Raw genomic sequence first — 25,594 nt, 5'->3', positions numbered from 1 at the left:
GATTAAATTTTGGATATTCAAGCATCCCCAAACTGGGTTTACTTACTTACTATTGTGGTAATAGATTTAGCCGGAACCCTAATACCCTGGTTAGTTTTATATTGCTTATATGGTGATAAATTATATTCTGCAGATGTAACATAGGTTTGCACCACATTTGGTTTACTTCCTTTTATTTCCATATCCAGGTCGATATCTTGTTCACTAGTATTAACCGCTACAGTAACCAGATTGCTATTATCCAGATATGCTGATATGTAAATCTGTTTTTCTTTTCCGTTTGTTATACTAACCCCAACACGTTTACTACCAGCTTTAATAAAACGGCTATAATTGCCTAAAGCCCATAACATTTTACTATCATAAACCTGCCCGTCTGTTTTATTTTTATCAATATATACCAGCCCATCTTTATAATCGCCAGCCGATACGGCCAACCACCACTGCCATGATGTAGCATTGGATATCACTAAATCATGATGGATGAGCTTTGCAATAAACAGTGCGGTTACCATACCCAAATCACGCTTTTCACCCTTTAGCACATCATCACCAAGAACACAATATTCAGACATCCAATACCTTAAACCTTTTATCTGAGCTACTGCTTCAGCTGTTTTTTTACGGATATTAATAAATTTTTGTTCAGGACTTGTTGTAAAATAGCTATGAGCAGAAATAGATTGATCAATATTGGATAAGTTGCCAACATAATTCGGAGATGAAGCATTAAAGAACTGATATACCTGATTTCCCTTTGCGGTGTTTCCATTATCGTATAAATAATCGAGCTGGCCGGCCTCTCCTATCTGTATTTTGGTTTTGATCTGATTTTTCGCAAACGCATCATTTACGCCTTTATAAAGCTGAGCAAGTTCAGTATTGTTATAAGGACAACCTTCCTGATTGTGCTCATTCCATTTCCACTGTGGCTCATTTGCCGGACTAAGGTAATCCAATTCGATCCCTGTATTTTTTTTCAACCCTTTAATTGTGGCTACCATATCGGCTGAAAAATCGGGAAGTTTATCAAAATTCAGGTTGCAGTTACCATCAGTAGAATAAGCTTTTCCGTTTTTGGTAAAAAGCACATGCGGACTGTTTACAAAGCCGATAAACTGTTTTACGCCACGGGTTTTAGCGGCCTTTAAAAACCAGGTTTGCCCTGGCATCGCGTTCCAATCATAACTGCCATCTGGTTGCAGAAAAGCGTATTGGCGACGCCATTCGTCGCCAATATCGCTTGCCTTACCTTGGGCGGCACTGCCACCACCAATACTGAAACGCCACATATTAAGGCCAATACCAAGGGGCTGACCCGTTTTTGCAATTTGGGTACTAAAAAGCAAATCGGCCATCTTATCCTTTTTCTCTGCAGGCCATAATCCGGCAAATTGACAAGTCCATGCATCAGATGCCCCGAAACCTTCTATTGTTTGAAATTGAACCAATGGGTGAATTTCAATCTTTACAGTTTGCTGGGCCGCAGCATTACCATAGCAAAACAAAGAAATGCAAGTAAGAAAGTAGCCGATTTGTTTATAATACTTTATCATTGATGGTTAAATTGTTTTTTAATAACCAGTGTTTTGCTGCAATTTACCACCTGAAGCTAAAATTTCGGCCCTAGGTATTGGTAACCAATAATGTTTAGTTTCAAACTTACGCCCGTCTAAAGCAACTTTAGGTGTATAAGTAAATCCCGTTCCTGTTTTGGTAATAATCATTCCAGCAGCAGGTTTATTTTCAGTTACATCTGCAATTTTCCATCTTCTTACATCGTAAAAACGATGTTCTTCGAAAGCAAGCTCTACCCTACGCTCATAACGAACCGCATCGCGCATTTGTGTTTGGGTAAGCCCAACGGCCAATTCAGGCATATTCACACCTGGCCTTGCTCTTACCATATTAATAGCTTGCCTTGCCGACATTGTTGATCCGGAAGGAACGGCATCAGGGCCATAAGCTTCGTTTGCAGCTTCTGCATAATTAAGCAAAATTTCTGCATATCTAAAATAAATCCAAGGCTGAAACCCTGCATTACCCCAAGGATTTTGCAATGGATAAGCATCATTCATGAATTTTTTAAGGTAATAACCTGTTTTGGTTGTATTCCAGTTATCATTTCCATCTTTACTATCTTTTCCTCCCGGGATAAAGGTTTCTACATTACGCTCACGATAAGCTGCACCATTGTATAAAATAGTGGCTGCAAAACGAGGATCACGACCTTTATATGGTTCGTTGTTATCGTAACCAGATGTAGGATCGGTAATGGCTTTGCCGTTGGCCATTTCATAATCATCTACCAGGTTTTGCAAAGGTGTATTACCAGCCCAGCCGCCATAACCGTTCGGTCCGTTGGCAATTTCTAAATGGGTATGGTTTGCATTTTTTGTAAACAACCTCGCGAAAATAATTTCATTGCTTTGGTCGGTTAAGAATAAATTTCCATAACCGCCCGTGTAAATTCCATATTTATTTAAAGAAATAACTGCCTGAGCTGCCGTAACAGCTGCCTGCCAGGTACCAGCATTATACAACGGACTAGCAGCATATAAAAGTAAACGGGATTTTAGCGCAAGTGCTGCGCCTTTTGTTGCCCTTCCTACCATCCAGCTACTACTATTATCCAAAGGTAAATCTGCTGCAGCCTGGTCTAGCTGTGCCGTTACATAATCTATAGATTCTTTAATCGAGGCGCGCTGAAACAATGCCGGATCCTGCAGATTATCGGTCAGGTTCGTTACCTTATCGCCCATCAAAACTACGCCACCATAATTCCGGATCAGATCCTGATAACGGAAAGCCCTAACAAATTTAAGTTCGGCCACTAACTGTTTTTTATGTGCTGCACTCATTCCAATTTTACCAAGCACTTCGAGTGCATAATTACATTCTCTGATGCTTTTGTAGCTCCTTCCCCAATATACACCAGCACTGCCTAAATTTTCAGGTGCCAGTTGTCCTCTTTGGATCAACCAGGTGGCATCATCATTATTATAAATAGATTCATCGGTAAATGAGCTCCACATGCTATATTCAAAACCTCTGCCAAAACCCGGTGAAGAACCGTCGCCCTCCTTATCCTGCAATCTACTGGCGATATAACGGTTGGTTACATAGGCTTCAAAAACAGCTGTATCTGTTTCTATAGCAGATGTAGAGATCCGATCTGTTGGTTCTACATTTAAAAAATCTTTTTTACAGCCTACAATACTCGTTGAGATAAGAGACAGGCCTAAAAGTGATATATATATTGATTTGTTCTTCATGATGTTTAAAATTTAATATTGGCGCCCAAATTAATAATGCGTTGCTGTGGATAAAACTGCCCACTACCACTGGTTCCTTCAGGATCGTAATCTTTTACTTTAGAAATGGTGAACAAGTTAAATGCACTCGCATAAAGCCTTAATCCCGAAACATTGATCCGATTTAAGAAACTGGCCTTAATGTTATAGGCAATTTCTACATTTTTAAGCCTTAAAAATGAGGCATCATTAAGCCAAAAAGTATTGTTAAACTGCCCACCGCTAATCGCATTCGATGCACGGTCAGTTACCCTTGGGTAAGTTCCAGTCGGATTAGATGCACTAAATCTGTTATCGGCCCAACTGCTATAAAAGTTACCTACGCTACCCGATTCTGGCAAAACATATTGGCTTACCTTGGTTTGTCCGGCTAATACCATTGATACATCAAAGTTTTTATAAGATGCACCAAGTGTAAAACCATAAGTGATTTGAGGAATATTGCTATATGGCGTTCTGGTTTGGTCATCGGCGGTTATTTTGCCATCATTATTATAATCGAGGTATTTAAGATCGCCAATTTTAGCGCCACTTACATGTGGGTAAGCATCTAACTCCTGTTGCGTTCTAAATATGCCAATGCTATTGTAAAGCAGATTAGCATTTAATGGTCTGCCGGTTTGGCGTTGATAATCTAGTGTACCACTGGCTTCATCTATAAAAATTACTTTGCTTTTTGCGTAAGTGATATTGCCTGATGCATTCCATTTAAAGTTTTCGCCATTATGGTTATAACCTAAAGTAGCTTCAAAACCAGTATTATTAACTTTACCAATATTTTCTGAAGGTACCAGCGGATCAGAACCGAAAGGGTTTACAATTCCTGAAGAACCTGGCAATGATGCATTACGGGTGGCCAAGATATCAGATCTTTTTTGTTGAAAATAGATGGCTTCGATACTGAAGTTTTTAAATATAACGGCATTGAAACCGATATCGAGTTTTTTGGCTACTTCCCAGGTAATATTCGGGTTTGCAAGTTTAACTAAATTTACGCCCGGCTGTATGGTTGATGATGTTGCACCTGGGCTTTGGGCTACAAATCCATTTCCAACAAGAACATAATTATCAAAGTACTGGAAACCATTTACGTTATCGTTACCAAGCGCTCCGTATGAAGCACGGATTTTTAAATTATCAACAAATTTAACGTTTTCGTTAAACCACTTTTCTCTTGAGATTACCCACCCTGCAGAAACTGAAGGAAAATAACCATACTGTTTACCCTGAGGAAAAATTGATGATCCATCTACGCGCAACTGCCCTTCAAAAAGGTATTTATCATCGTAACTGTAAGCCAAACGACTAATTATACTTCGGCGGTTATAATTTGTGCTATAGCCTGAGTTTAAGAAATCCGTAGCAGCAGTACCTCCCTGAGAAAGTTCAGGCAACGAAGTAGAGAGAAAGTTAAAGCGTTGTGCATCGAAATATTCTAAATGATTTTCACTCTGCTCATACCCCACAAAGGCATTGATGTCGTGCAGGTTAAAACGACGAGCGTAGTTTAGTTTAATATTAGAAGTAAGCAACGATTCATTTCTATGACTTTCGGTCAACGTAGCTTTTTGGTTATTGCCACCAACAATAACACTATTATAGTTTTTAGATGTAGGATCATATTGATACAGCAGATATGGTTTGCTGAAACTTTTGGTAAATACATTGGATTTATCAGCAGAAAAGAAACCATCAACAGAAAGACCCTGTACTCCGGGAATAATAAAACTAGCTCTTAGAATGCCATTTAAAACCTGCGTTGGCGATTTATTTGTTCCGCCTATATCTGTAACCTGTACGGCTGGATTTGCATTTTCGATACCGGTTGTTGGTAAACCATTTGGATAATAGGCCGATACAATAGGTTTTGCCCTATAAATGGATCTGAAAACATCGCCAGCCCCTACCTGAGGAAACAGACGGTTTTCTTGCCTGCCTGATACCGACAAGCCAACTTTAAGGTATTTAGAAACGTTGGCATCTATATTTGTGCGGAAATTATACTGATTGTATTTGGTTACCCCATTTTTATACAAACCATCTTGAGAAACAGTACCTAACGACATGTAGTATTTTACATCCTCGCTGCCCCCGTTAACAGAAAGACTGTGTTGGCTTTGCAGCGCAGTTTTTTCCAAGGTTTGGTCAATCCAATCAGTATTGGGATATAACAATGGGTCGGAACCATTACGAAATTTTTCGATCTGATCTGCCGTGTACGACTGATTAAGACCACCTGCAGGATTCGAATCAAAACCAATTTCATTCATAATCTGTGCATAGGTTGCCGCATCAGCCATTTTAGGCAATCTTGTTGGCGAGCTAAAACCCTGGTTAAAACTATAGTTGATGGTTGGTTTACCAGTTTTTCCCTTTTTTGTAGTCACTAAAATTACCCCGTTGGCAGCTCTATTACCGTAAATAGCAGCAGAAGCATCTTTTAATACCGAAACACTTTCAATATCGTTGGGATCTAGTCGTTCTAGACCACCAATTTGTCCGGGGATTCCATCTACAACAACTAATACACTGTTGCTCCCGGTTGTAGCCAAACCCCTGATGGTGATGTTCGAACCATCAAAACCCGGCTCACCGCTCCTATTGTTAATTACCACCCCAGAAAACCGGCCGGCTAATGAATTGGATAAATTCGGTTGCGGACTCTTAACCAGGTCGGCTCCTTTTACCTGCGAGATTGATCCGGTTAATGTTGCTTTTTTCTGTGTTCCATAGCCAACCACTACCAATTCGTTTAGTGTTTTGGTATCAGAACTAAGCTGAACATTAATGGTTGTTCTATCACCAACCGTTTGCTCCTGATTGGTATAGCCCACATAAGAAAAAACAAGTACATCTGTTGTGGCTGCAACACTGATACTAAATTTACCTTTTGCATCAGTTTGCACTGCTTTTTCGGTTCCCTTAATCTTAACCGCCACACCTGGAAATGTAGCGCCAGTTTCGTTTGTTACCGTACCTGTTATCACAATTTCTTTAAGCTGACTCTTTATCCCTGTTTTAACAGAAACTAAAGATGCCATTGCCGGTAAACTGATGGATACGATAAATAGAAATGCCAGTGTTTTAATTGTAAAGAATTTTGGCAAAAATCCTTTCAGAACTTTTCTTCTCATATTGGTTTGCAAGTTTAATATTTGGTTAGCAGATCAATTTTACAACCTACCCAACAGAACCCTCTATCGGAATCGCGATTATAACACTGCTTTATGGAAGGCTAAATTAGCGCCAACAAACAACTCCCAAGGGGTACAAACAGTCCAAATTAGAGGGGTAAACAAACCGAAAAAGCCCCAAAACAATGCTTTGGGGCAGATTATTAAAAATAATAGATGAATGGCTACTTGCTATTTACCTTTTTTAACTGTGGTATTAATGTTATTGGAAAACGGCTTGCGGAATTTTTTAATGTACTGCGATGGGTTCATGTTAAAGAGCTTATAAAACTGCTCTCTAAAATATTTCGGATCGTTAATGCCCACCATGTAAGAAGTTTCCTGAATGGTTTTATCGGTATTGATAAAAATTTCCGCAGCTTTCCTCAACCTGATGAAACGAATAAAGCCATTCGCTGACTGACCAGAAATGGATTTTATTTTGCGGTAAAGATTAGATCTCGACATACCGATAGCTGCAGTCAGTATATCGATATTAAAATCGGGATCGATCAGGTGTTCTTCTACAATACGGATACAGTTATCCAAAAACTCTTTGTATTCTGCAGATATTTTGGTGTTATTAGAATTAAGGGTAATCTCGTTATAAAAGTATTTTTGCAGCGCATTTTTACTCTTTAGTATACTGGCTACCCTCGCTTTTAAAAAATCTTTATCAAAAGGTTTGCTGATGTAATCATCGGCCCCGCCTTCTATTCCTTTAAGTTTAACCTCTGGCGCAGAAATAGCGGTCAGCAGGATAATAGGAATATGAGAAACGGCTACATCTTCTTTTATTTTACTACAAAGTTCTATCCCGGTTATACCATCCATCATTACGTCACATATCACAATATCGGGCAATAGTTCTTTTACCATATCGTACCCGTCTTCTCCGTTGCTCGCTTCATAAAGGTGGTAATCCATTCTGAAAACCTGTTTCAGGTATTCTCTGATCTCAACGTTATCATCAATAATCAAAAGTGTTTTTAAATCCACAGCGAGCTGACTATCAATCAATGGTTCTTCTGCTGCTTTTACAATATTATTTGCCGTTATTTCATCCTCTATTAACTCTTTAAATAACGATGAATCAGTATCAACCAGTTCCTCCTGCAAAATTACCGCATCTTTAAAATGGCTTATTCCTTTTAATAAAGCAATATTAAATGCCGTGCCTTTATTTTCAACGCTGGTATAACTTATCGTTCCACCATGCATTTCTATAAAATTCTTAGCCAGGTACAAACCAATACCAAAACCTCCTTTTGCTGATTTATTTCCTGGATCCTGATAAAATTTTTCATAGAGTTTTTCTCCTGCAAAGCTGGTAATACCACAGCCTGTATCTTCTATAAGCACATTTATATTTTCCTGATTACTTTTTACAATCATTTTAACCGTACCGCCTTCGGGCGTAAATTTTATGGCATTTGCCAGGAGATTAAAAAACACAATCTCTATTTTTTCCCTATCAGCATAAAATGGGATCAATTCATCGGCGCATATAAACTCAAATACAATTTTTTTAGACCTGGCCTGGTGCACAAAGCAAAGAAATACTTCTTTACACAAACTCATCAGATTTACGGGAGCTACTTTTAATTTTCCGCCATAGGTATCTGCTTTTCTGAACAATAACAATTGATCTACCAAACTTAAAAGCCGTTTTGCATTCCTGTAAACAATATTTAAATCAGTGGTATCAACATTTTTATCATTCTTGTATAAAAGCTCTTTAACCGGATTGATAATTAGTGTAAGTGGCGTACGAAACTCGTGCGATACATTGGTAAAAAAAGAAAGTTTCTTCTCGCTGAGTTCTTTCTCTTTTTCACTTTCTACATGGGCCAGCTTCACCTGGAATTCGAGGTTTGCTCGATGCTCACGGTATTTAAGATAGGCATAAATTATCCCAAAGAAAGCCAGTCCATAAATACAAAAAGCCCACCAGGTACGGTACCATGGCGGTGTAATGGTAATTACGATAGAATTGCCCTCCATATTCCAGATGCCATCGTTATTTGATGCCCTTACCTTTAACACATACTTACCGGGATTTAAATTGGTATAGGTGACTTTATGCTCACTGCCACTGTAATTCCATTTCTTATCAAAACCTTCGAGAAAATAAGCATACTTGTTTTTTTCGGAAAGTGTATAATTGAGTGCTATAAAACCAAAAGAAAGCACACTCTGGCTGTAGGGCAAAGTGATCTCCTTGGTCATATACACCGGTAGTTTTAATGGAGAATCATCACCAGGCAGAATTAATTTATTGAAAATAGAAAAATCGGAAAAATAAACCGCCGGAGCCGTTTTATTATATTTTAGCTGTTGTGGATTAAAGTAAACGATACCTTTACTTCCCGCCAGGTAAATTTCTCCTTTCGCATTTTTACAGATAGCGGCATTGGCATAAACACCGTCTTTCTCATCGTAATTTTTTACCATTTTGTTTACCGGATCAAAGAGTGAGATTCCCTGTTCGGTTGTTACCCATAACCTGCCATTGTTATCTTCTACCAGATCGGTAAAAACATTGCTGGCAAAACCGTTTTGCTTTGAATATATTTCGAAAGTATCTGTTTTAACTACATATTTATTCAATCCATCGCGGGTGCAGATCCAAACATTTTGGTGCGAATCCAGATAAAGGCTATTTACAATGTTATTGCTAATGCCACCTTTTCTTGAATTATCGATCATGTAATTGCTAAACTTTCTGGTTTTAGGGTTAAAGCGGCTGAGCCCACTTCCGTATGTCCCGATCCAAACATTGCCCTGCGCATCTTTTAAAAGGCAGTACAAATGGTTATTACTCAATGAAGCCTGGTTTTTAGGGTCGTTAAAGTAATGTGTATAACTGCCGTTTTTTTCGTTATACACTTTCAAACCAGCATCGGTAGCCAAATAATATTCGTTATTGTTTACCTCAATTAAATCTCTAAAAACATCTTCGTTAAAAAAACTACCAAGTGCCGAACGGTGATGATGGTGAACAAATTTATTCTCTTTCTCCTCGTAACGGTCGAAACCATTTTCGCCCATTACCCATAGCCTGCCATTTAAATCGGTAGATAGGTTAATAATATCAGAGCTTGATAAACTATTTGCATTACTGGTATGCAGCAGTTTAATTACTGAACGATTATCGGGATTATATTTAAACAAACCTTTGTTTGTGCCTACCCAAAAATCCTTACCATAACTGATGATGGATTTGATGTCGGCCTGCCCAAAAGGAAGGGAAATAAAATTAAACTTATATTGGTTAAAGTCTATTTTACTGAGACCATTTTTACCACAAACCCATATCATTCCTGTTTTATCGCTGTATAGACCTCCGTTGGCAAAAAATTCGAGTTCTTCTATTTTCTCCCATTTATTTATTTCGGTGTTTACCCAAAATAATCCGGAGTTTCCGCCAACCAGCATTTTTTTTGCGCCTAAATTTAATATACTAAATACTGAAGCGTTACCAGTGCCTTTACTACTGTAGGTATTGAATTTCCCTGTTTTCGGATCGAATCTGAACAGATCACCTTTCCAATAGCAACCAACCCATATCATGCCATCGCCATCTATACTAAGTGTCCAGATATCGTTCGGGTTTTTTTCGCCCGCTATTTCCTTTTGTGTATAATTGGTAAAGCGACGTGTCTTTTTATCAAATTTATTTAGTCCTTTGCTCCAATTGCCTAACCATAAATTCCCTTCTTTATCTTCTGCAATGGCATTAACCGATTTTCCTTTAATGGCATTTGGATTTTTAATGTCGGGCTGATAAACTGTAAAAGATGCTGAGTTTTTGTTAAAAAGGTTAAAACCATCGTCGGTACCTACCCAGAGCTTATTTGTTTTATCAATGAGTAGCGACCATATTTTATTATTGCTCAACGATGTTCTTTTGTTTTCTTTATGATAAAAACGCTCAAACTTCTCTGTTACAGGGTCGAATTTATTTAAACCGTTCATGGTAGCCACCCAGAACACACCATTCTGATCTTCTACAACAGCATTGATATAGTTATTGGTTAGTGATGTTGTATCGCCGGGGATATTTACATAAATTTTAAAAGAATAACCATCAAACTTACACAAACCGTTTTCGGTACCAACCCATATAAATCCCCTTTTATCTTTTAAAGCAGCTGTTGTATTTTTTGAAGGCAGTCCTTCATTTATGCCGTATGTTTTAATTACATAATGGCCTGCTATTACAGGCTGGTTATCGACATGGGATACCTGCGCTTTAACATGAGTAAAGAGGAAAAAAAATTGTAGAAGAAAACAAGTTAGACTAATTAATCTCATAGTTGAACAACAAAATTTGATGGGAGAATGCCTTAGCTAAACCCTGCCTCTTTTGAAATAGACGAGTTGTAAAGATACACTTTGCAAACTTATTACCGAATCTATTCTTGTGTTCAAGTTAGTGCCAATAAAAAAGAGGCCGATTAAAAACCGACCTCTTCGCACTAATCACTACTAACTAAAATTTAACTGAATTGAGATTCTTATCTACTAAAATGCCTTCACTAATCTTAAGCCCGAACTGTAGTTTGCGTTTTGCCTTTAATTTCAGGATAAACAGATCGGAAGTTTCGTTTAAAGCATCTTTGTTGCCAATGTTTAAAAAGGTTGGATACAAAACCTTAGCGCCATTGGTGTGCAGGCGGTCGTTGGTCAGGTTATCCATCTGTTTGATATTTAAAGGCTGAACGCTTACAAAATCATAATCCTGTGCATTGTATGGTAGGGCAAAACTTAAAGCATTTACTGATTTCAGGTTTATTCCTTTTACTTTGATTTCGATGATTTCGTCTTTGTTGTAAGCTTGTTTAGCCGTACTGATTTCCAGTTTACCTGCAACTTTATCAATTTTAGCATTTTTTATACCTCCTTCAAGTTGTGTAGCCACAACTGAAATATCGTAGGCATCAATCAAATTGTTTTTATTGATATCGCCATTGCTGATATAACCTTCAAAATCAGCATCACCTTTTCTTAAACCAGTATAATTGATGTAAGAAGTTAAATCGTTCTTATCAATTAAACGGTCGTTATTGATATCGCCGGGAAGATAACTTTCGGTACCAGGAACTTTAAATACATATAGCTCTCTACCTGAACCAAAACCACCTACACCATCAGCAACAGCAATTTTGAGGTAACGTGCAGCAGGATGTGCAGTAAAATTGAATATTTTAATTTCGTCGTTATTGGCCCATTCAAATGCACCAGCTTCTGTCCAGCTTTCTTTATTATTGCTATAAAACACTTTACCTTTTAATAAAATCCCGTTCCCTCTTCCTGTGCGTGGCAGGTAGTGGAATTTATCCAGTTGGTTGATCGATTTCAGATCAATGATCATATCAAAAGGAACTGCCTTAACACCCCATTTGGTATGCCAGGTATTACCTTCATCATAATCGAACAATTTATTGATACCAGAACCTCCTTGATTTTCCACCGTAGTTTCGGCAACAATACCCTGAATAGCAAACTCTAAAGGATTGGTTTTAGTAGTTGCTTTAATTTCGGTCCAATCAGAATAACCATCTTTATTTACTGCACGCAGTTTAAAACTGTAAGCTGTTTCGGCTAATAAACCATCAAACAACAAAGCAGTATCTCGGATAGTAGTATAATGCATATCGTTAAAATCAATTTCATAAAAATCTGCATTGCTCACTTTACTCCAGCTAGGGCTAAGCGTATAGGCTTCTCTGTTTTTATCACTTACCCTTGCATTAGCAGGAGCAGTTAATTTACCTGTTGATACACGTTGTTTATCTACGGGCTCGAATTTAAAACCGTCTATACTAAGTATTACCGGATTGATGGTAATATCGGTAGATTGAAGTTTAACCAACAATTGCGGGTTTTTAACCATTGCCACTTTTTCAAACTCACTTCCTTTTGTAGCAAAACGGTTTAAGTTCGGGGCTGCATCGTAGAAATAAACATTAGACTGTTTTAAAAACTCGTCTTTTGAGTTTACTTCTGATAATTTTATTTTACTGTTCCCAACTTTTGCCGTTAACCTTTTTGGTTTTTCGGTAACGTTAATGACGAATTCAGTTGTTTTCTCTTTCACAAAGCCATCGAAATCGCCCTTTGCAGGATGAATGGTAACCAGGGCATTGTTTTTCTGATCTAGTGCTGATTCGATTAAAGTAGAAGCACCTTTTCCTAATTTATAGGCTTCTGTTGCACCGTCATCATCATATTCGGTAAATGAAGTTTTTCCAAAAGGATATAATTCATAAATACGGTTTGCTTTATTGATTTCAGCAACATTGTTATTCGGATTCGTCATCGGAATAATGGCGCCATTTTTCACAAAAACAGGCAATTTCCATAATGGGGCATCAAAACTGTTGAGAATGCTGTTTCCAGTATATTTTTCTCCAGTGAAATAATCAATCCATGTTCCCTCTGGTAAATAAATACCATTGCGGATATCGTTACCTTTTTCGTCTGATTGGGTAGCCTGATAAATTGGCGCCACTAAGAAAGAAGGTCCATAGAGGTATTGATATTGTGTTGAAGTCCCTTTGGTATAGGCATTTGGATATTCCAGAAACATTGCCCTGATGATCGGCAATCCGGTAACCGCTTCTCTAGCAACGCTATAAGTATACGGCATTAACTCCGATTTCAGTTTTAAATAGTTGCGGTTAATCGAAGTTACAGGCTCACCCAATGCATGTGGATATTTTTCATTAGCTCCCCAACCGTCCATATTTAATTCCATTGGCGTAAAGGTTTTCCATTGGAAATCGCGGGTATTGATGGTTAGATTTTTACCGCCAAAAATACCATCCATATCGGAAGTAATATTCGGTTGGCCAGATAAACCGGAACCTAAATAGGTAGGGATGTGGAAACGGATATATTCCCAAACGCCACCAGTTTGATCACCCGACCAAATACCGGCATAACGTTGTGTACCCGCCCAGCCATCTAACGAAATGATAAACGGGCGGCTACTATTACCATAATAAGGCATAATCTGGGCTACATCGGCAACACCATTCAACCCGAATGAATAACCGGCTCCAACCCATGCTACATCGGTTTTTAATACACGAACGCCTGCATCTCTGGCTTCCTTAATAATATCGCGCTGCAATAACGGACTTACTTCTGCTTTAGGGTGAAGATCAGATTGTGTCCAAAGACCGATTTCCACGCCGTTTTTACGGGCATAATCGCCAAAACTCTTTAGGTTCTGAATGTTGCCATCCAATGTTTCGGTTTGGCCATAACCTGCGCCATAACCATCATTTGGAAGTACCCAGCCCAAAGGCATATCGTGTTTTTTATAACGGTCGATCACCGCACGTGCTGAAAACTGATAATTGTTTTTTTCACCGTTAAGCGATTCTTTTATACCGCCGTTATCTTTCTGACTTTCTTTGTAACGTTTTCCATCTTCAAATAAAGTTCCCTTTTCGTCTTCTTTCCAAAAATCTCGGTTGTAAGCGTTTAAATGTCCCTGATAGAAACCAAATTTCGGTAACAAAATAGGATTTCCGGTAAGTTGATAAAAATCGTTCAATAAGGGTACCGCACCATCGTTAATCATAAAAAAAGCATCCAGGTAATCGGTTTCATGTGCCAATTTCACCAATCCTTTTTCTTTAGCACCAAAATTGTAATTTCCTTTACTGAAGGTATACCACATTACAGCATAACCGTTGGTAGACCAATAATAAGGTGTTGGTGAAGCTACTCCCCCATCCGTCCAGCTGTTTTGGTTTTCGATAGAAATGGCTCTTCCCTTGTGAGAGAAACGGCCGTTCTGTACGCCACCACCATAAAAATACTCCTGTGGATTTTCTTTCAAACTAAGGGTTACTTTCCCTTTTTCGAACTGAATCGGAGCTAATTCTTCCACAGCAACAGCTTGTGTAGCAAGGTTGATAATTTTGATCAGCGAAGTATTTTTATCGAAAAGAACCGTAATCTTACCAGTAGATATGAACAGTTGATTGTTCTCATCTTTAATATCCAGTTTTGAAACTGGCCTGCGTGGGTTTTCGACTAAAATTTTGGCTTCTGGTTTTGCTTCCGGATCGCGTATGAAACCTCCTGTAGGGTCTTCGAAAAGACGGAAAATATTATCGCCGTAAAAATCTAATGTTAAACGTTGATTATCAGAAAGCAATAATTCTACTGTGGTGGTATTGATCTTTTTTGCACCAAGCACTTTGGTAACCTTTTCGGCTACCTGATTGGTTTTCTGAGCAGCTGGTTGAGCAGAAACAAAAAACGGAGCGGTAATTAAAAAAAACGCACATGCCAAAACAACGCGCTTAGGTTGGTTTTGGGGATTGGTTATTTTAAAATGTTTAAAAAAATAATGCGGGGTCATTAAATTTTGATTTGGTTATGTGTTTAAGTTAAGCAAGCTGATAATTTAGTTGCTATGGGATAAAGTTAACAAACACATTAAAGGAAATGGTGCGTTTTTAGGCACAAAAACCGCGCAATCGTTTGCCTATCTAATTTTTTACCAGAGATAGCGTGATGTTTTCTATCATTAAGAAATTAAGGGCATTAAGGTTGTAGAAGATCGATTTTATAGAACAGATTCAGCGATCGTCCTCCTGAACTTGTTTCAGGATCTAAAATTGCATCATTCTAATCCGATAGCTATCGGATTATTTCAGAATCTTTATAAATAGTTTTTTGCTACGGAAATGCAGATTTACACGGAATTTAATTTTGCTTTCAGCTTTTGCCTTTTCTACGAGTAGTGAAGTATTTTAGCCATCGCCTTATAAATCCTGATTTTACCTATACTATCAAAAAAAATACAAAGCACACAAATAGTTTATTTTTAGCACTATTTGACCATAAAACATTGATTAGTTATATTTTAAACAAAGCGTTTTTGTATTACAAACTTAAAAAATAATCGAATGGCAGGCATTTTGTAAGTATTTGTAAAATTGCTTATTACAAATGAATTTCCCTCTATCACAATCCTATAGCTGTGTAATTATAGATGACAGCCAAATGAGTATAAAAACACTTGAACACTTTATTTCCAAAATAGACAAACTCCAGCTAAAGAGAAGTTTTACGGATGCAATAGATGCCATGGCCGCCTTTTGGAAATACGGAAAAATTGATTTCCTATTTCTGGATGTCCAAATGGAAATATCAGGAATTGATATAGCCAGAATGCTTCGAAACAGCGTAAAATTTGTTGTATTTGTAAGTGCCGATGACAATAAGGCCATTGATGCCTTTGATAAAGGCAATTGTTTTTTATTTAAACCACTCGATTTTGTAAAATTTGAAGAAACGGTGAATCAGTTGATTCTGACTGAACGTAAGAACAAAGAAATACTTTTGTAAATAGCTCGCTAAAAATATCCATCTTTTTTTTCTATCATTAAGTAATTAAGAACATTAAGATTTCATAGTTCGGTCCCGCAGCCGTCTCCATGAACTTGTTTCAGGACCTAAAATTACGTGATTCTGAACTTCTGAATCTTTCTGGTTAGTTTTTCTGCCACGGAAGCGCAGATTTATACGGAATTTTACTTTGCTTTGAGCTTTAGCCTTTCAGCTTTTACCTTTCTTACCATTAAGCAGTTAAGAACATTAAGATTTCATGGCTCAGATCCTGCGGTCGCCCTCCTGAACTTGTTTCAGGATCTATCTGGATTGGATTATTTTTTTGCCACGGAAGCACAGATTTACACGAAATTTAATTGCTTTGAGCTTTAGTCTTTCAGCTTTTACCTTTCTTACCATTAAGCAGTTAAGAACATTAAGATTTCATGGCTCAGATCCTGCGGTCGTACTCCTGAACTTGTTTCATGATCTGTCCAGCTTGGGTTATATTTGCCACGGAAGCAAGGGTTTAATTTAATTTGCCTTTTGCTTTCAGCTTTAGTCTTTTAGCTTTAGTCTTTCAGCTTTTACCTTTCTTAAAAATCTGAATAGTCTGTCGGGTAAACAAATTTAGTGTCGTTTTTAGAAACATTGTGCTGATACTCTGGCATTGCAGAAAGCTTTTTCCAATATTCATCTGCCGAGAAAGACTTCCAGTGTGCATCTCTATCTACCTTATTTTCGAAAGTAGTTAAATACATTAGATTAGGCATTCGGCTACCAGCGACTACTTCTCCATAAAATACTGCATTGAAATTAAGTCTTTTAAACAACCCGATTTCACCGCCCTTATTAAACATTTCAACTTTATTCTGAAAATACTTCTCCGTAGGTGCCTCGTAACTTCTTAATTCGTACACCCTTTCTTTCATCGGCGATTTTAGATTAGGCAGCATAAAATGAGGAGCATCCTCAAAAGCCTTTAAAACAATAGATTCTAATCGCTCGTAAGGAGTCTCGGTATAAGTTGCATCAAGGTAGGTTTTACCATCAATAGCATATTGTTTATCTTTTGCTAACTTTTCATCCAGTTCCAGAACGCCATTGAACGATTTCAAAGGAATAAATACATAAATAAGCTTTTCTACAACCACAGCCTGATCGCCTATAATGGGTTTAAACACGCCTACTTTTGTAATTCCATTACGGTGTAATGCGGGTAAATATGCATTTTGAAGATAATCATCCACTGTTTTTTCTTGTGCATCGGTTTTCAAGTGGTAAATTTTGATCTGATAGAAATCCATCTTCGATGCATTGCCCGCAAACGCACTGAACAGTAGAACAAGTAAAAACAGACTGGATATTTTAATTTTTTGCAACATGTTTAAAGGATGATTAGATAATGTAGCAAAATAACAATTATTTTTAATGATCGAATGAGAGAAAGATTGTGTTATTAAATTTTGAATGAGCAAATGGCCAACAAAAAAGTAGCTAATCACTTATCAACCAACGACTATTGAACCAAAAAATTCGGGTTTGGTGGTTCGGCATGCAATAAATGTTTTACAAAGAAGTCGCGTTTACGCCTCCGTCCGTAAATACCACCATCGCTATGGCCCATACCCGGAATGCTTAATATATCAAAGTCTTTATTTGCTTTGATCAATGCATCAGCAAGTCGGTAGGTAGATTCTGGGGGTACATTTTCATCCGCTTCACCAACAATTAAAAATAAATTACCCTGTAATTTTGGTGCATTGGTAATGTTAGATTGTTCTCCATAGTGCGGCCCTACGGGATAGCCCATCCATTGTTCGTTCCACCATTGTTTATCGATGCGGTTATCGTGACAACCACAGGCAGAAACCGCAGCTTTATAAAACTCGGGATGAAATAACAGTGCACCAGTTGAGCTTTGCCCACCCGCCGAAGTGCCATAAATCCCCACTCTTGAAATATCAGCATTTGGATATTTCACCGCCATGGCTTTCATCCACAATATCCGGTCAGGGAAACCTGCATCTGCTATATTTTTCCAGCATACATCATGAAAAGCCTTAGACCGGTTGGCGGTACCCATTCCATCAATCTGTACTACGATAAAGCCTAATTCGGCAATGCTCTGCATTTCACTGGCAGGTAAGAAACTTTTGGGCACAAAACTATCATGAGGACCTGCGTAAATATTTTCGATAACAGGATAAGTTTTGTTCGGATCCATTTTTGAAGGGAAGCAAACAATGCCCCAAATATCGGTTATGCCATCTCTTCCTTTAGTCACAAAAACTTCGGGCAGTTTAACTCCTGTAGCTAAATAAATAGCCGTTTGGCCATGTTCTATTTCGCTTATTTTTTTGGTACTCGCAGCTAACCTTAACTCGCTAACAGGCGGTACATTTACCTGAGAGTAAGTATCGATATAATATTTGCGGTCAGGAGAAAAACTGAGGATATGATTACCTTTTTCGGGCGTAAGATTCACCAGTCCCTTTCCATCGAACCCAATCCTATAATAATGGATAAAATAAGGATCTTCACCAGCATCCATTCCATTTGCCCGGAACCAAATCTGGCGTTTAACCACATCTACACTATCGATATCCCTAACTACCCAATTGCCTTTGGTAACCAGCGTCTGTTTTCCTGTTATGCCATTAACCAGATAAAGGTGTTGCCATCCATCCTGCTCACTGGTCCACAATATTTCATTTGTTTTAGGTAAGTAATGGGTATAAATTCGCCGCTCATAAATGAAGGTTTTTGTTTTTTCGTCGATAATGTTTTTGGTTTTTCCGGTTAAGACATCTACTTCAATTACCCTAAAACGTTGATGACCGCGATCTACTTTCTCATAGGTATAATACCTGCTGTTATTATTGCGCCAATGCAATTCTGGTGCACCAAAGAAATCTATCGGTTCTGCATCTACTTTAATGGCAGTTTTAGCTGTTACATTAAAAACATAGGGCTGATAAGCGGTAAAATCGTCACCAGGCTGTGCATACTCTCTCGATTTTAATTCACCACGGGTAGTGCCAGGAACCGAACTTAATACATAATGTACTTTTTTAGTCTCTTTCGGATCGATTTTATAGGCAACAATATTTTTTCCATCGGGCGACCATGCAAATTCGCCATATGGTTTATCGGCACTACCATCGGTACTCAATTGGCTTTCTGCTTTGGTAGCTAGATCAAGCACGAATAAGTTGCCACCACGGATCAGGATTTCGCTTTTGCCGTCAGGCGATTTTCTGGATTCACGGTTCCGTTGCCAGCGCGATCTGCTTTGCTGCAAAGGTCTTTTGGCATTGTAACGATAAATTGTTGTGTCTTTCGTGTCCGCTAAACTGTAATCGCTCAAGTTTAATTCATACCATTTATCCTGTATTTTTAGTTTTGCTGTATTACCCTGATCGGCGAAATACAATTCAGCAAACTGAAGTTTTAATGGATTCTGCTTTTTACCCGTTATCTTTTCTATATTTTCAGCCAGTTTATTGTTATCAAATGCCGCGCTACGTTTACCTGTTGCAGCATCTACATAATAATATTCCCATGTTCTGTTAGGAAGGTTCTTTTTATACCAAAATGCACTTCCGTCTTTTTTCCAAAAGGGAATAAGATCATTATTGGTTGGGATATTGCGTAATGCGGTATCCAGCTTAGTAGATAATTGGTAAGCATTTGCCATTTCAGCAGCACTTGGTGCATAAGGATGCAAACCCGCTTGCTGTGCCAGTAGCTGAGAGGAAACAAAACTTAATAAGATGATCGCTATTGCTTTTTTAGCGCTTGGATAAGTGGTCATTACAGATTTTTTGTGGTAAATATAATGCTACGGTTTTTCTGATTTCCTTTAGATTTTGATGAATAACATCAATATTTTAACCGTTCACATCAACCGCTTCTTTTGCTTTCGAATCCTGGCGGGCAATACTTCCTTTAATCAGGTAATAAACCGGTATACCAATTAAAGTGATGATTAATCCAGGCCAGGTAAATTTAGGTTTAAAAATAATCAGCAATACACAAAAAGCCAGCCCCATTATCATATAGATGATTGGCAGCACAGGGTAGCCAAAAGCTTTGTATGGCCGCTCGGCATCAGGTCGCTTTTTACGGAGGATAAAAATTCCGAAAATGGTGAGCATATAAAACATCACCACTACAAACGAAATCATATCCAACAGATCGCCATATTTTCCGCTGATACACCATAAACAAGCAAAAATACACTGAATCCATAGCCCAAAACCAGGAACTGCATTTTTGTTGAGTGTACCTACTTTTTTAAAGAAAAGCCCGTCTTTGGCCATTGAGTAATATACCCTGGCACCAGCCATAATTAAACCGTTATTGCAACCGAAAGTTGAAACCATAATCATTAATGCAATAATGATGGTACCGGCTGTACCGAAGATATGATTGGCAGCAGAAACTGCAACCCGATCTTTATCAGCATAGGCGATATCATGTAATGAAAGTACCCCGGTATACATCACATTCGTAAGGATATAGAGTACTGTTACGATAATCGTACCTAAAGCTAAACTCAAGCCAATATTACGTGCAGGGTTTTTAATTTCACCCGCAATAAAGGTAACGTTGTGCCAGGAGTCGCTACTAAATATAGAACCCACCATCGCCGCCGCAATGGCACCGAAAGCCGCCAAAGTGGTGTAAGAGCCGATATTTCCATCGGCAGATAGCGGTCCTAAAACCCACATATTTTCCCAGTTGGTTTTCCAGATTCCTTTATCTAAAAAGAAAAGTCCAAATGCGATAAGACCAAACAGACTTAGCAATTTAGCCACTGTAAAGGTGGTTTGGATCACTTTACCGCCATTTACCCCCCTATTGTTAATATAGGTGAGTAATATAATCACCCCAATGGCCAATAGTTGAGCGGGCGAGATGGTAAAGAAACCTAAATCGATGGCTACTAAATCTTCACTTAGTGCAGGCACGAGATATGCGGTAAACTTGGCAAATGCCACGCCTACTGCGGCAATAGTTGCCGTTTGGATTACCGTAAAAAAACTCCAGCCATATAAAAAACTGATCAGCGGATTATATGCTTCCTTCAAATAAATATATTGTCCGCCCGCCTTTGGGAACATGGCACTTAATTCGCCATAACTCAAAGCAGCGGTAAGTGTCATAAAGCCTGTAATTAACCAAACCACTAACAACCAACCAGAACTGCCTACATTCCGGGTAATATCGGCACTTACAATAAAAATACCTGAGCCGATCATACTTCCGGCTACAAGCATTGTTGCATCCATCAATTTAAGTGAGGGTTTAAATTGTGTGGTTTCTTTTTCAATCATGTTTTTTGTTGCTTGGTGGTTCAAATGGTTTGGTGAGTTTATTTATTTAAGCTGGCCGTAAAAATGCCATGAGGTAGTGAAATCGCGGGTTAGGGGCTGATTGGTTAAAGTAGCCCTGATCATTTCTACAGGAATTAAGTTCTCTTTAATCACCGCATCGTGAAAAGCTTTAAAGCTCATCTTACCACTATCAACCAGTTCTTTTTTCAGGGCAAAAAGCTGAAGACCGCCGGTAAGGTAAGCCACCTGGTATAAAGGACTATAATCGCCTTTGAAAGATCTTCGTACTTCGCCTTCTGCATTGGCGCGTTCGTGCCCTACACGATCGACCAGAAAATCGACACACTGTTGAGGAGTCCATTTACCCAGGTGAAAGTTTAGCGAAAAAAGAATCCTGGCACAACGGTGCATGCGCCAGAAAAGCATGCCCATTTTTTCTTCGGGAGTTTTGGCAAAACCTTTATCGTAGAGTAAAAGCTCCCAGTATAATGGCCAGCCTTCTACACTAAAAGGGGTTTTAAAAGGATCGCGATAGCTTTTATAACGGTTATTGATAAAATACTGATAATGATGACCAGGCAAGAGTTCGTGCTGTACCGTTCCCCTTGAAAAATAAGGATTGTTACCACGCATACTCATTAACTTATCATCTTCTTCCATCGAATTTGTTGGATAAGAAATACTGATTTCGCGCCCACCAGTAAAAAATGGATTTACCAATTGGCGTTCTGCCGACATCATGACCATACCCCAGGTTTCTTCAGCAAGCGCCGGAATATTGATCAGATCGTTGGCTTTTATAAAGCTTAAGGCATCATCCTGTAGTTTTACAATCAACTCTGGCTGTTTACCTAAGGGTACGTAGCTATTCTTGATTTTTTCCTGAGCTTTTTTCCAGTCTTTACCGAAGCCCATTGCTGCTGATGCTTTTAAAAGTTCTTCGTCGCAAAACTTAAATTCTTTTTCGGCAAGCTGAATCAGTTCTTCTGGTGTATAAGGAATAAGCTCTGCATTTAATTGCCTGATCAGTTCTTCCCTTCCGATGGGATTTCCCTTAATTTCTGGTTTGTTTGATTTTGCCCCAGCTACAGGATCTCCTTTATCGTTAAAAAACTTAGCGTAATTGGTCAAAGCAAGATCTAACCTTTCGTAAGGTTTAGGTGCCCACCAGGTAAAACCAGGTTCATAATCCATATAAAACTGATAAAAACCTTTTAAACGGTGTTTTAAACTCAAGGTTATGGCCGTTGCCATTTTAAGCTGATCGGGTTTGAGGCTTGCTTGCTTTGTGAAATTTTGGCTCAGGGTATCAATCTGCTTCGCGATTTCGGTCATCTGGACAGCCAGTAAAGATCCTTCTTTATAAGTGCCCCTTCTTCTTAGTTTTTCGAGTGCATAAATCGCATCGGCGAAGGTGAAATATTTAGACAGGGCATTATATTCTGTTTCCTCTTTGCCCAAGAGCCAAACAGAAGATTCTATCTGTTTTTTAAGGAGGATATAATCTACTTTGCCATAAATACTAAAGCCTTCAAATTTGGCTGATTTTAACTTACTTAAATAATCTTTATTGATGTCTTGCAGGCGTTTTCTTTGTTCCGGGCTTTTAAAAGTAGTCATCGGAAAAGAATAAGTACCTCCTGCAGAATAAGGATAGTAGAAATCGTTAATGGCATCCATATCCCTTTGGTAGCCTACTATCAGCGTACCCATTTCGCTGGTTTGTTCGTACAAACTTTCGTTTGAAGTTTGGGCTAATACAAAAGTACCTGATAACAGGCTTACCATTAACAAAAGGGCAAAAAACTTCAATTTGTTTTGCATTTAGAGTTGGTTAAATTTAACGAATAGCATTTGCCTCCATTTGAAAAAATGGCTAGCTTTTTTTAAAAAAATAAAAGTGTTTTTTGTTTAAGCGCCTACGTAGCTCACCCTGCTCACATTATTATAAGTATCGATGTATGCTCTTGGCGACTGGCCAATAATACTTTTAAATACCCGGTTAAAATTGGTAATACTATTGAAACCAGCTTTATAGGCTACACCTGAAATGCAATCGGCTTTCTCACCCGAAATAAGGCTTTTACAGGCATCGTTAATTCTAACTTCGTTTAAAAAGGACACGAAAGTATGTCCGGTATGTTTCTTAAAATACCTGCAGAAGGCCTGAGGAGTCATAAACGCGGCATTGGCTACATCTTCTAAAGAAATTTGATTGTTGTAGTTTTCGGTAATGAAGTTAATGATCTTGCTCAATCGCATCCCTTCATTTTCGGTTACGTTAGAAGAATACATATCCGAACATAACGATTCTACATTCTCATTTAAATCCTGAAGACTGTTAACCAATTTCAAGAAGTTAAACAGCACATCAACTCCTGATGCCTGGTGAACATTGAACATTTTGGTYACCATGTTTTTAGTAAAAGCAGCAGGAATTTTGAAACCATGTTTGTGTTTAGCTAAAAAACCACTTGCCATCTTCATTTCGGGAAGATTGAACAAAGCAGCTAAAATACCGTTAGGATTAAAGTAAATAGAACATGCTTTGATTGTTTTATTGTTATCAGCAGAGAAATATTCAGGGTTGCTTTTAAAAAGATGTGGAAGTTTTGCCCCAATTACAAAAATATCACCCGATCGGAAAGCATGCATGTCATTCCCCGCAATTAACGTCCCCTCTCCCTTTTCTATGTAAGTAATCTGCCACTCATCATGTCGGTGCAGATACTGGTAAAAATATGGAAGTTCAATATGTTCCGATATCACACTCTTGTCATCAGGAACAAGCATGGTAAATGGTAATACTTTCATAATTTCGGTTTAGTTGGTTGAGTTTGATTACGAAATGAATGTATAAATATTAACTCAAATAAACCAATAAAACTTAAATAAGGTTAAAATACTGCTATACTTTGATAATATATGACGGATTTGATGATGAATTCTGCAGCTTGTAAATCACTATATATTTAGTTAACCTGCTGTAAAGCAAGATCTAAAACGATTAATTTAGACGGGCGAAGTTTGCTATTTTTAGATTAGCGATGCATTTCGGCGTTTTTTGGGGGAATTGTGAAGTTAAGTCAAGGAAGTCAAGTTTTAAAAACTTGACTTCCTTAGTATATTATCGAACTACTGCAAATGGCTCCATTTTTAGATCAGTAGCCATGCCCGAAGCAATCTGGCTAACCAACAAACCCGTTGCGGGACCTAAACTTAACCCCATCATACCGTGGCCCGTAGCGATAATTAGATTTTCTCTTTTTTCGCTTCTGCCAATGTAAGGCAAACCATCAGGTGATGACGGACGGAAACCATACCAGATATCTTTTTCTGCCGGAAGTGCGGGGTTTAAATCTGGAAAATATACTGGAACCGATTCTACAATCCCTTTAACCCTTTGCATATTAATGCGGGTATTAATTTTATCTAACTCCATTGTGCCGCCGTACCTAATCTGCCCGTTCATTGGTGTTATGGCCACCCTGGCTTCACATAACAATGCCGGAATAGTTAGCCGTTGCTGAGGTTCCGGTTCCATAAAAGAATAACCTTTACCTGGCATTAAAGATATTTTAACATCGGCCATTTTAGCCACAGCAGGCGACCATGAACCAGTTGCCAAAACGTACTGATCGGCTTCCCAGGCAGTATTGCCTGTAAAAACCTTCATAATGCGATTGCCTGCCGTTTCAATTTTATCAACCTCTCTGCCACGTTCTATCTTAACACCATTGTTTAGTAAATATTGAAGCAAAGCATTCATCAACTTTGTTGGGTAAAGATGTGCATCGCAACGATAATGTACTGCGCCTAAAACATCTAATTTTAAATCGGGTTGTAATGCGCGGCATTCTTCGGCTGTTAATACAGCCATATCCAAACCCAGTTCAATTGCCCTTGCAGCTAAATGCGCTTCTTCTTCTCCTGCTTTTTCTGTTTTATAAAATGCCAGAATGCCGTTGTTGGTTAATTCGAAATCGAAATCAGGCTCTTTTGCCAAGCCTTCATATAGTTTTTTGCTCAGTAACGATAAATCGCGTAAAGGTGCTGCCGATTGGCTTACGTGTTTTGCCGTGGCATGCTTCATAAATTTCAAACCCCAGTTAATGAGGTTCCCATTTAAAGATGGGCGAACATAAAAAGGGCTTTTGCTGTCAAACATCCATCGGATACCCTGTTTTATCATGCCCGGTGCAGCCAAGGGTACAAAATGGCTTGGTACAATCATCCCGGCATTACCAAAAGAGCAGTTGTCGGTAATATCTCCTTTATCTAAAACTGTAACTTCGTAGCCTTTTTTCTGCAGATAATACGCTGAAGTTAAACCTACTATTCCACCACCTATAATTAATACTTTCGACATTCTTTTAATTTATACTGCTGATATTCTTTTAAAAAC

General features: G+C 38.4%; 12 protein-coding genes. 1 reads left to right on the top strand and 11 read right to left on the bottom strand.

The window, feature by feature from the left end; translation table 11 throughout:
• Positions 1-38: 38 nt before the first annotated feature.
• The 5 genes from AC1DNH_RS00650 to AC1DNH_RS00630 form a co-directional block, all read right to left on the bottom strand.
• Entirely contained in the window at positions 39-1,556 is a 1,518-nt protein-coding gene (locus AC1DNH_RS00650; RefSeq protein WP_477610279.1) for a glycoside hydrolase, read from the bottom strand.
• An 18-nt stretch (positions 1,557-1,574) separates the two neighbouring features.
• On the bottom strand, positions 1,575-3,275 hold the full coding sequence (locus AC1DNH_RS00645) for a RagB/SusD family nutrient uptake outer membrane protein (protein WP_477625067.1): 1,701 nt from the start codon (positions 3,273-3,275) through the stop codon (positions 1,575-1,577).
• 5 nt (positions 3,276-3,280) lie between these two features.
• On the bottom strand, positions 3,281-6,448 hold the full coding sequence (locus tag AC1DNH_RS00640) for a SusC/RagA family TonB-linked outer membrane protein (protein WP_477625066.1): 3,168 nt from the start codon (positions 6,446-6,448) through the stop codon (positions 3,281-3,283).
• 231 nt (positions 6,449-6,679) lie between these two features.
• The gene (locus AC1DNH_RS00635) at positions 6,680-10,804 is read right to left on the bottom strand and encodes a hybrid sensor histidine kinase/response regulator transcription factor (RefSeq protein WP_477610103.1); all 4,125 of its coding nucleotides are present in this window, start codon (positions 10,802-10,804) and stop codon (positions 6,680-6,682) included.
• A 178-nt stretch (positions 10,805-10,982) separates the two neighbouring features.
• Positions 10,983-14,873 (bottom strand): TIM-barrel domain-containing protein, encoded by a 3,891-nt coding sequence (locus AC1DNH_RS00630; protein ID WP_477625065.1) that lies wholly within the window; start codon positions 14,871-14,873, stop codon positions 10,983-10,985.
• 593 nt (positions 14,874-15,466) lie between these two features.
• Here AC1DNH_RS00630 and AC1DNH_RS00625 point away from each other — a divergent pair.
• Positions 15,467-15,865: a LytR/AlgR family response regulator transcription factor gene (locus AC1DNH_RS00625; RefSeq protein ID WP_477583097.1), complete on the top strand. Its 399-nt coding sequence runs from the start codon at positions 15,467-15,469 to the stop codon at positions 15,863-15,865.
• A gap of 578 nt (positions 15,866-16,443) precedes the next feature.
• Here AC1DNH_RS00625 and AC1DNH_RS00620 read toward each other — a convergent pair.
• The 6 genes from AC1DNH_RS00620 to AC1DNH_RS00595 all read right to left on the bottom strand — a co-directional run bounded on the left by AC1DNH_RS00620 (position 16,444) and on the right by AC1DNH_RS00595 (position 25,558).
• Positions 16,444-17,232 (bottom strand): NIPSNAP family protein, encoded by a 789-nt coding sequence (locus AC1DNH_RS00620; protein ID WP_477584157.1) that lies wholly within the window; start codon positions 17,230-17,232, stop codon positions 16,444-16,446.
• 134 nt (positions 17,233-17,366) lie between these two features.
• A complete protein-coding gene (locus AC1DNH_RS00615; protein WP_477610359.1) occupies positions 17,367-19,664 on the bottom strand; it encodes a S9 family peptidase in 2,298 nt (765 codons plus the stop codon).
• A gap of 76 nt (positions 19,665-19,740) precedes the next feature.
• Entirely contained in the window at positions 19,741-21,189 is a 1,449-nt protein-coding gene (locus AC1DNH_RS00610) for an APC family permease (RefSeq protein WP_477584153.1), read from the bottom strand.
• A 42-nt stretch (positions 21,190-21,231) separates the two neighbouring features.
• Positions 21,232-23,013, bottom strand: a complete 1,782-nt coding sequence (locus AC1DNH_RS00605; protein ID WP_477625064.1) for a DUF885 family protein — start codon at positions 23,011-23,013, stop codon at positions 21,232-21,234.
• A gap of 87 nt (positions 23,014-23,100) precedes the next feature.
• Positions 23,101-24,003, bottom strand: a complete 903-nt coding sequence (locus AC1DNH_RS00600; RefSeq protein ID WP_215126077.1) for an AraC family transcriptional regulator — start codon at positions 24,001-24,003, stop codon at positions 23,101-23,103.
• Between the two features lie 313 nt (positions 24,004-24,316).
• Positions 24,317-25,558: an NAD(P)/FAD-dependent oxidoreductase gene (locus tag AC1DNH_RS00595; RefSeq protein ID WP_477625063.1), complete on the bottom strand. Its 1,242-nt coding sequence runs from the start codon at positions 25,556-25,558 to the stop codon at positions 24,317-24,319.
• Positions 25,559-25,594 lie beyond the last annotated feature (36 nt).

Source organism: Pedobacter sp. 01N310 (assembly GCF_056399805.1).
This window is presented reverse-complemented; position numbering and strand designations above follow the sequence as displayed.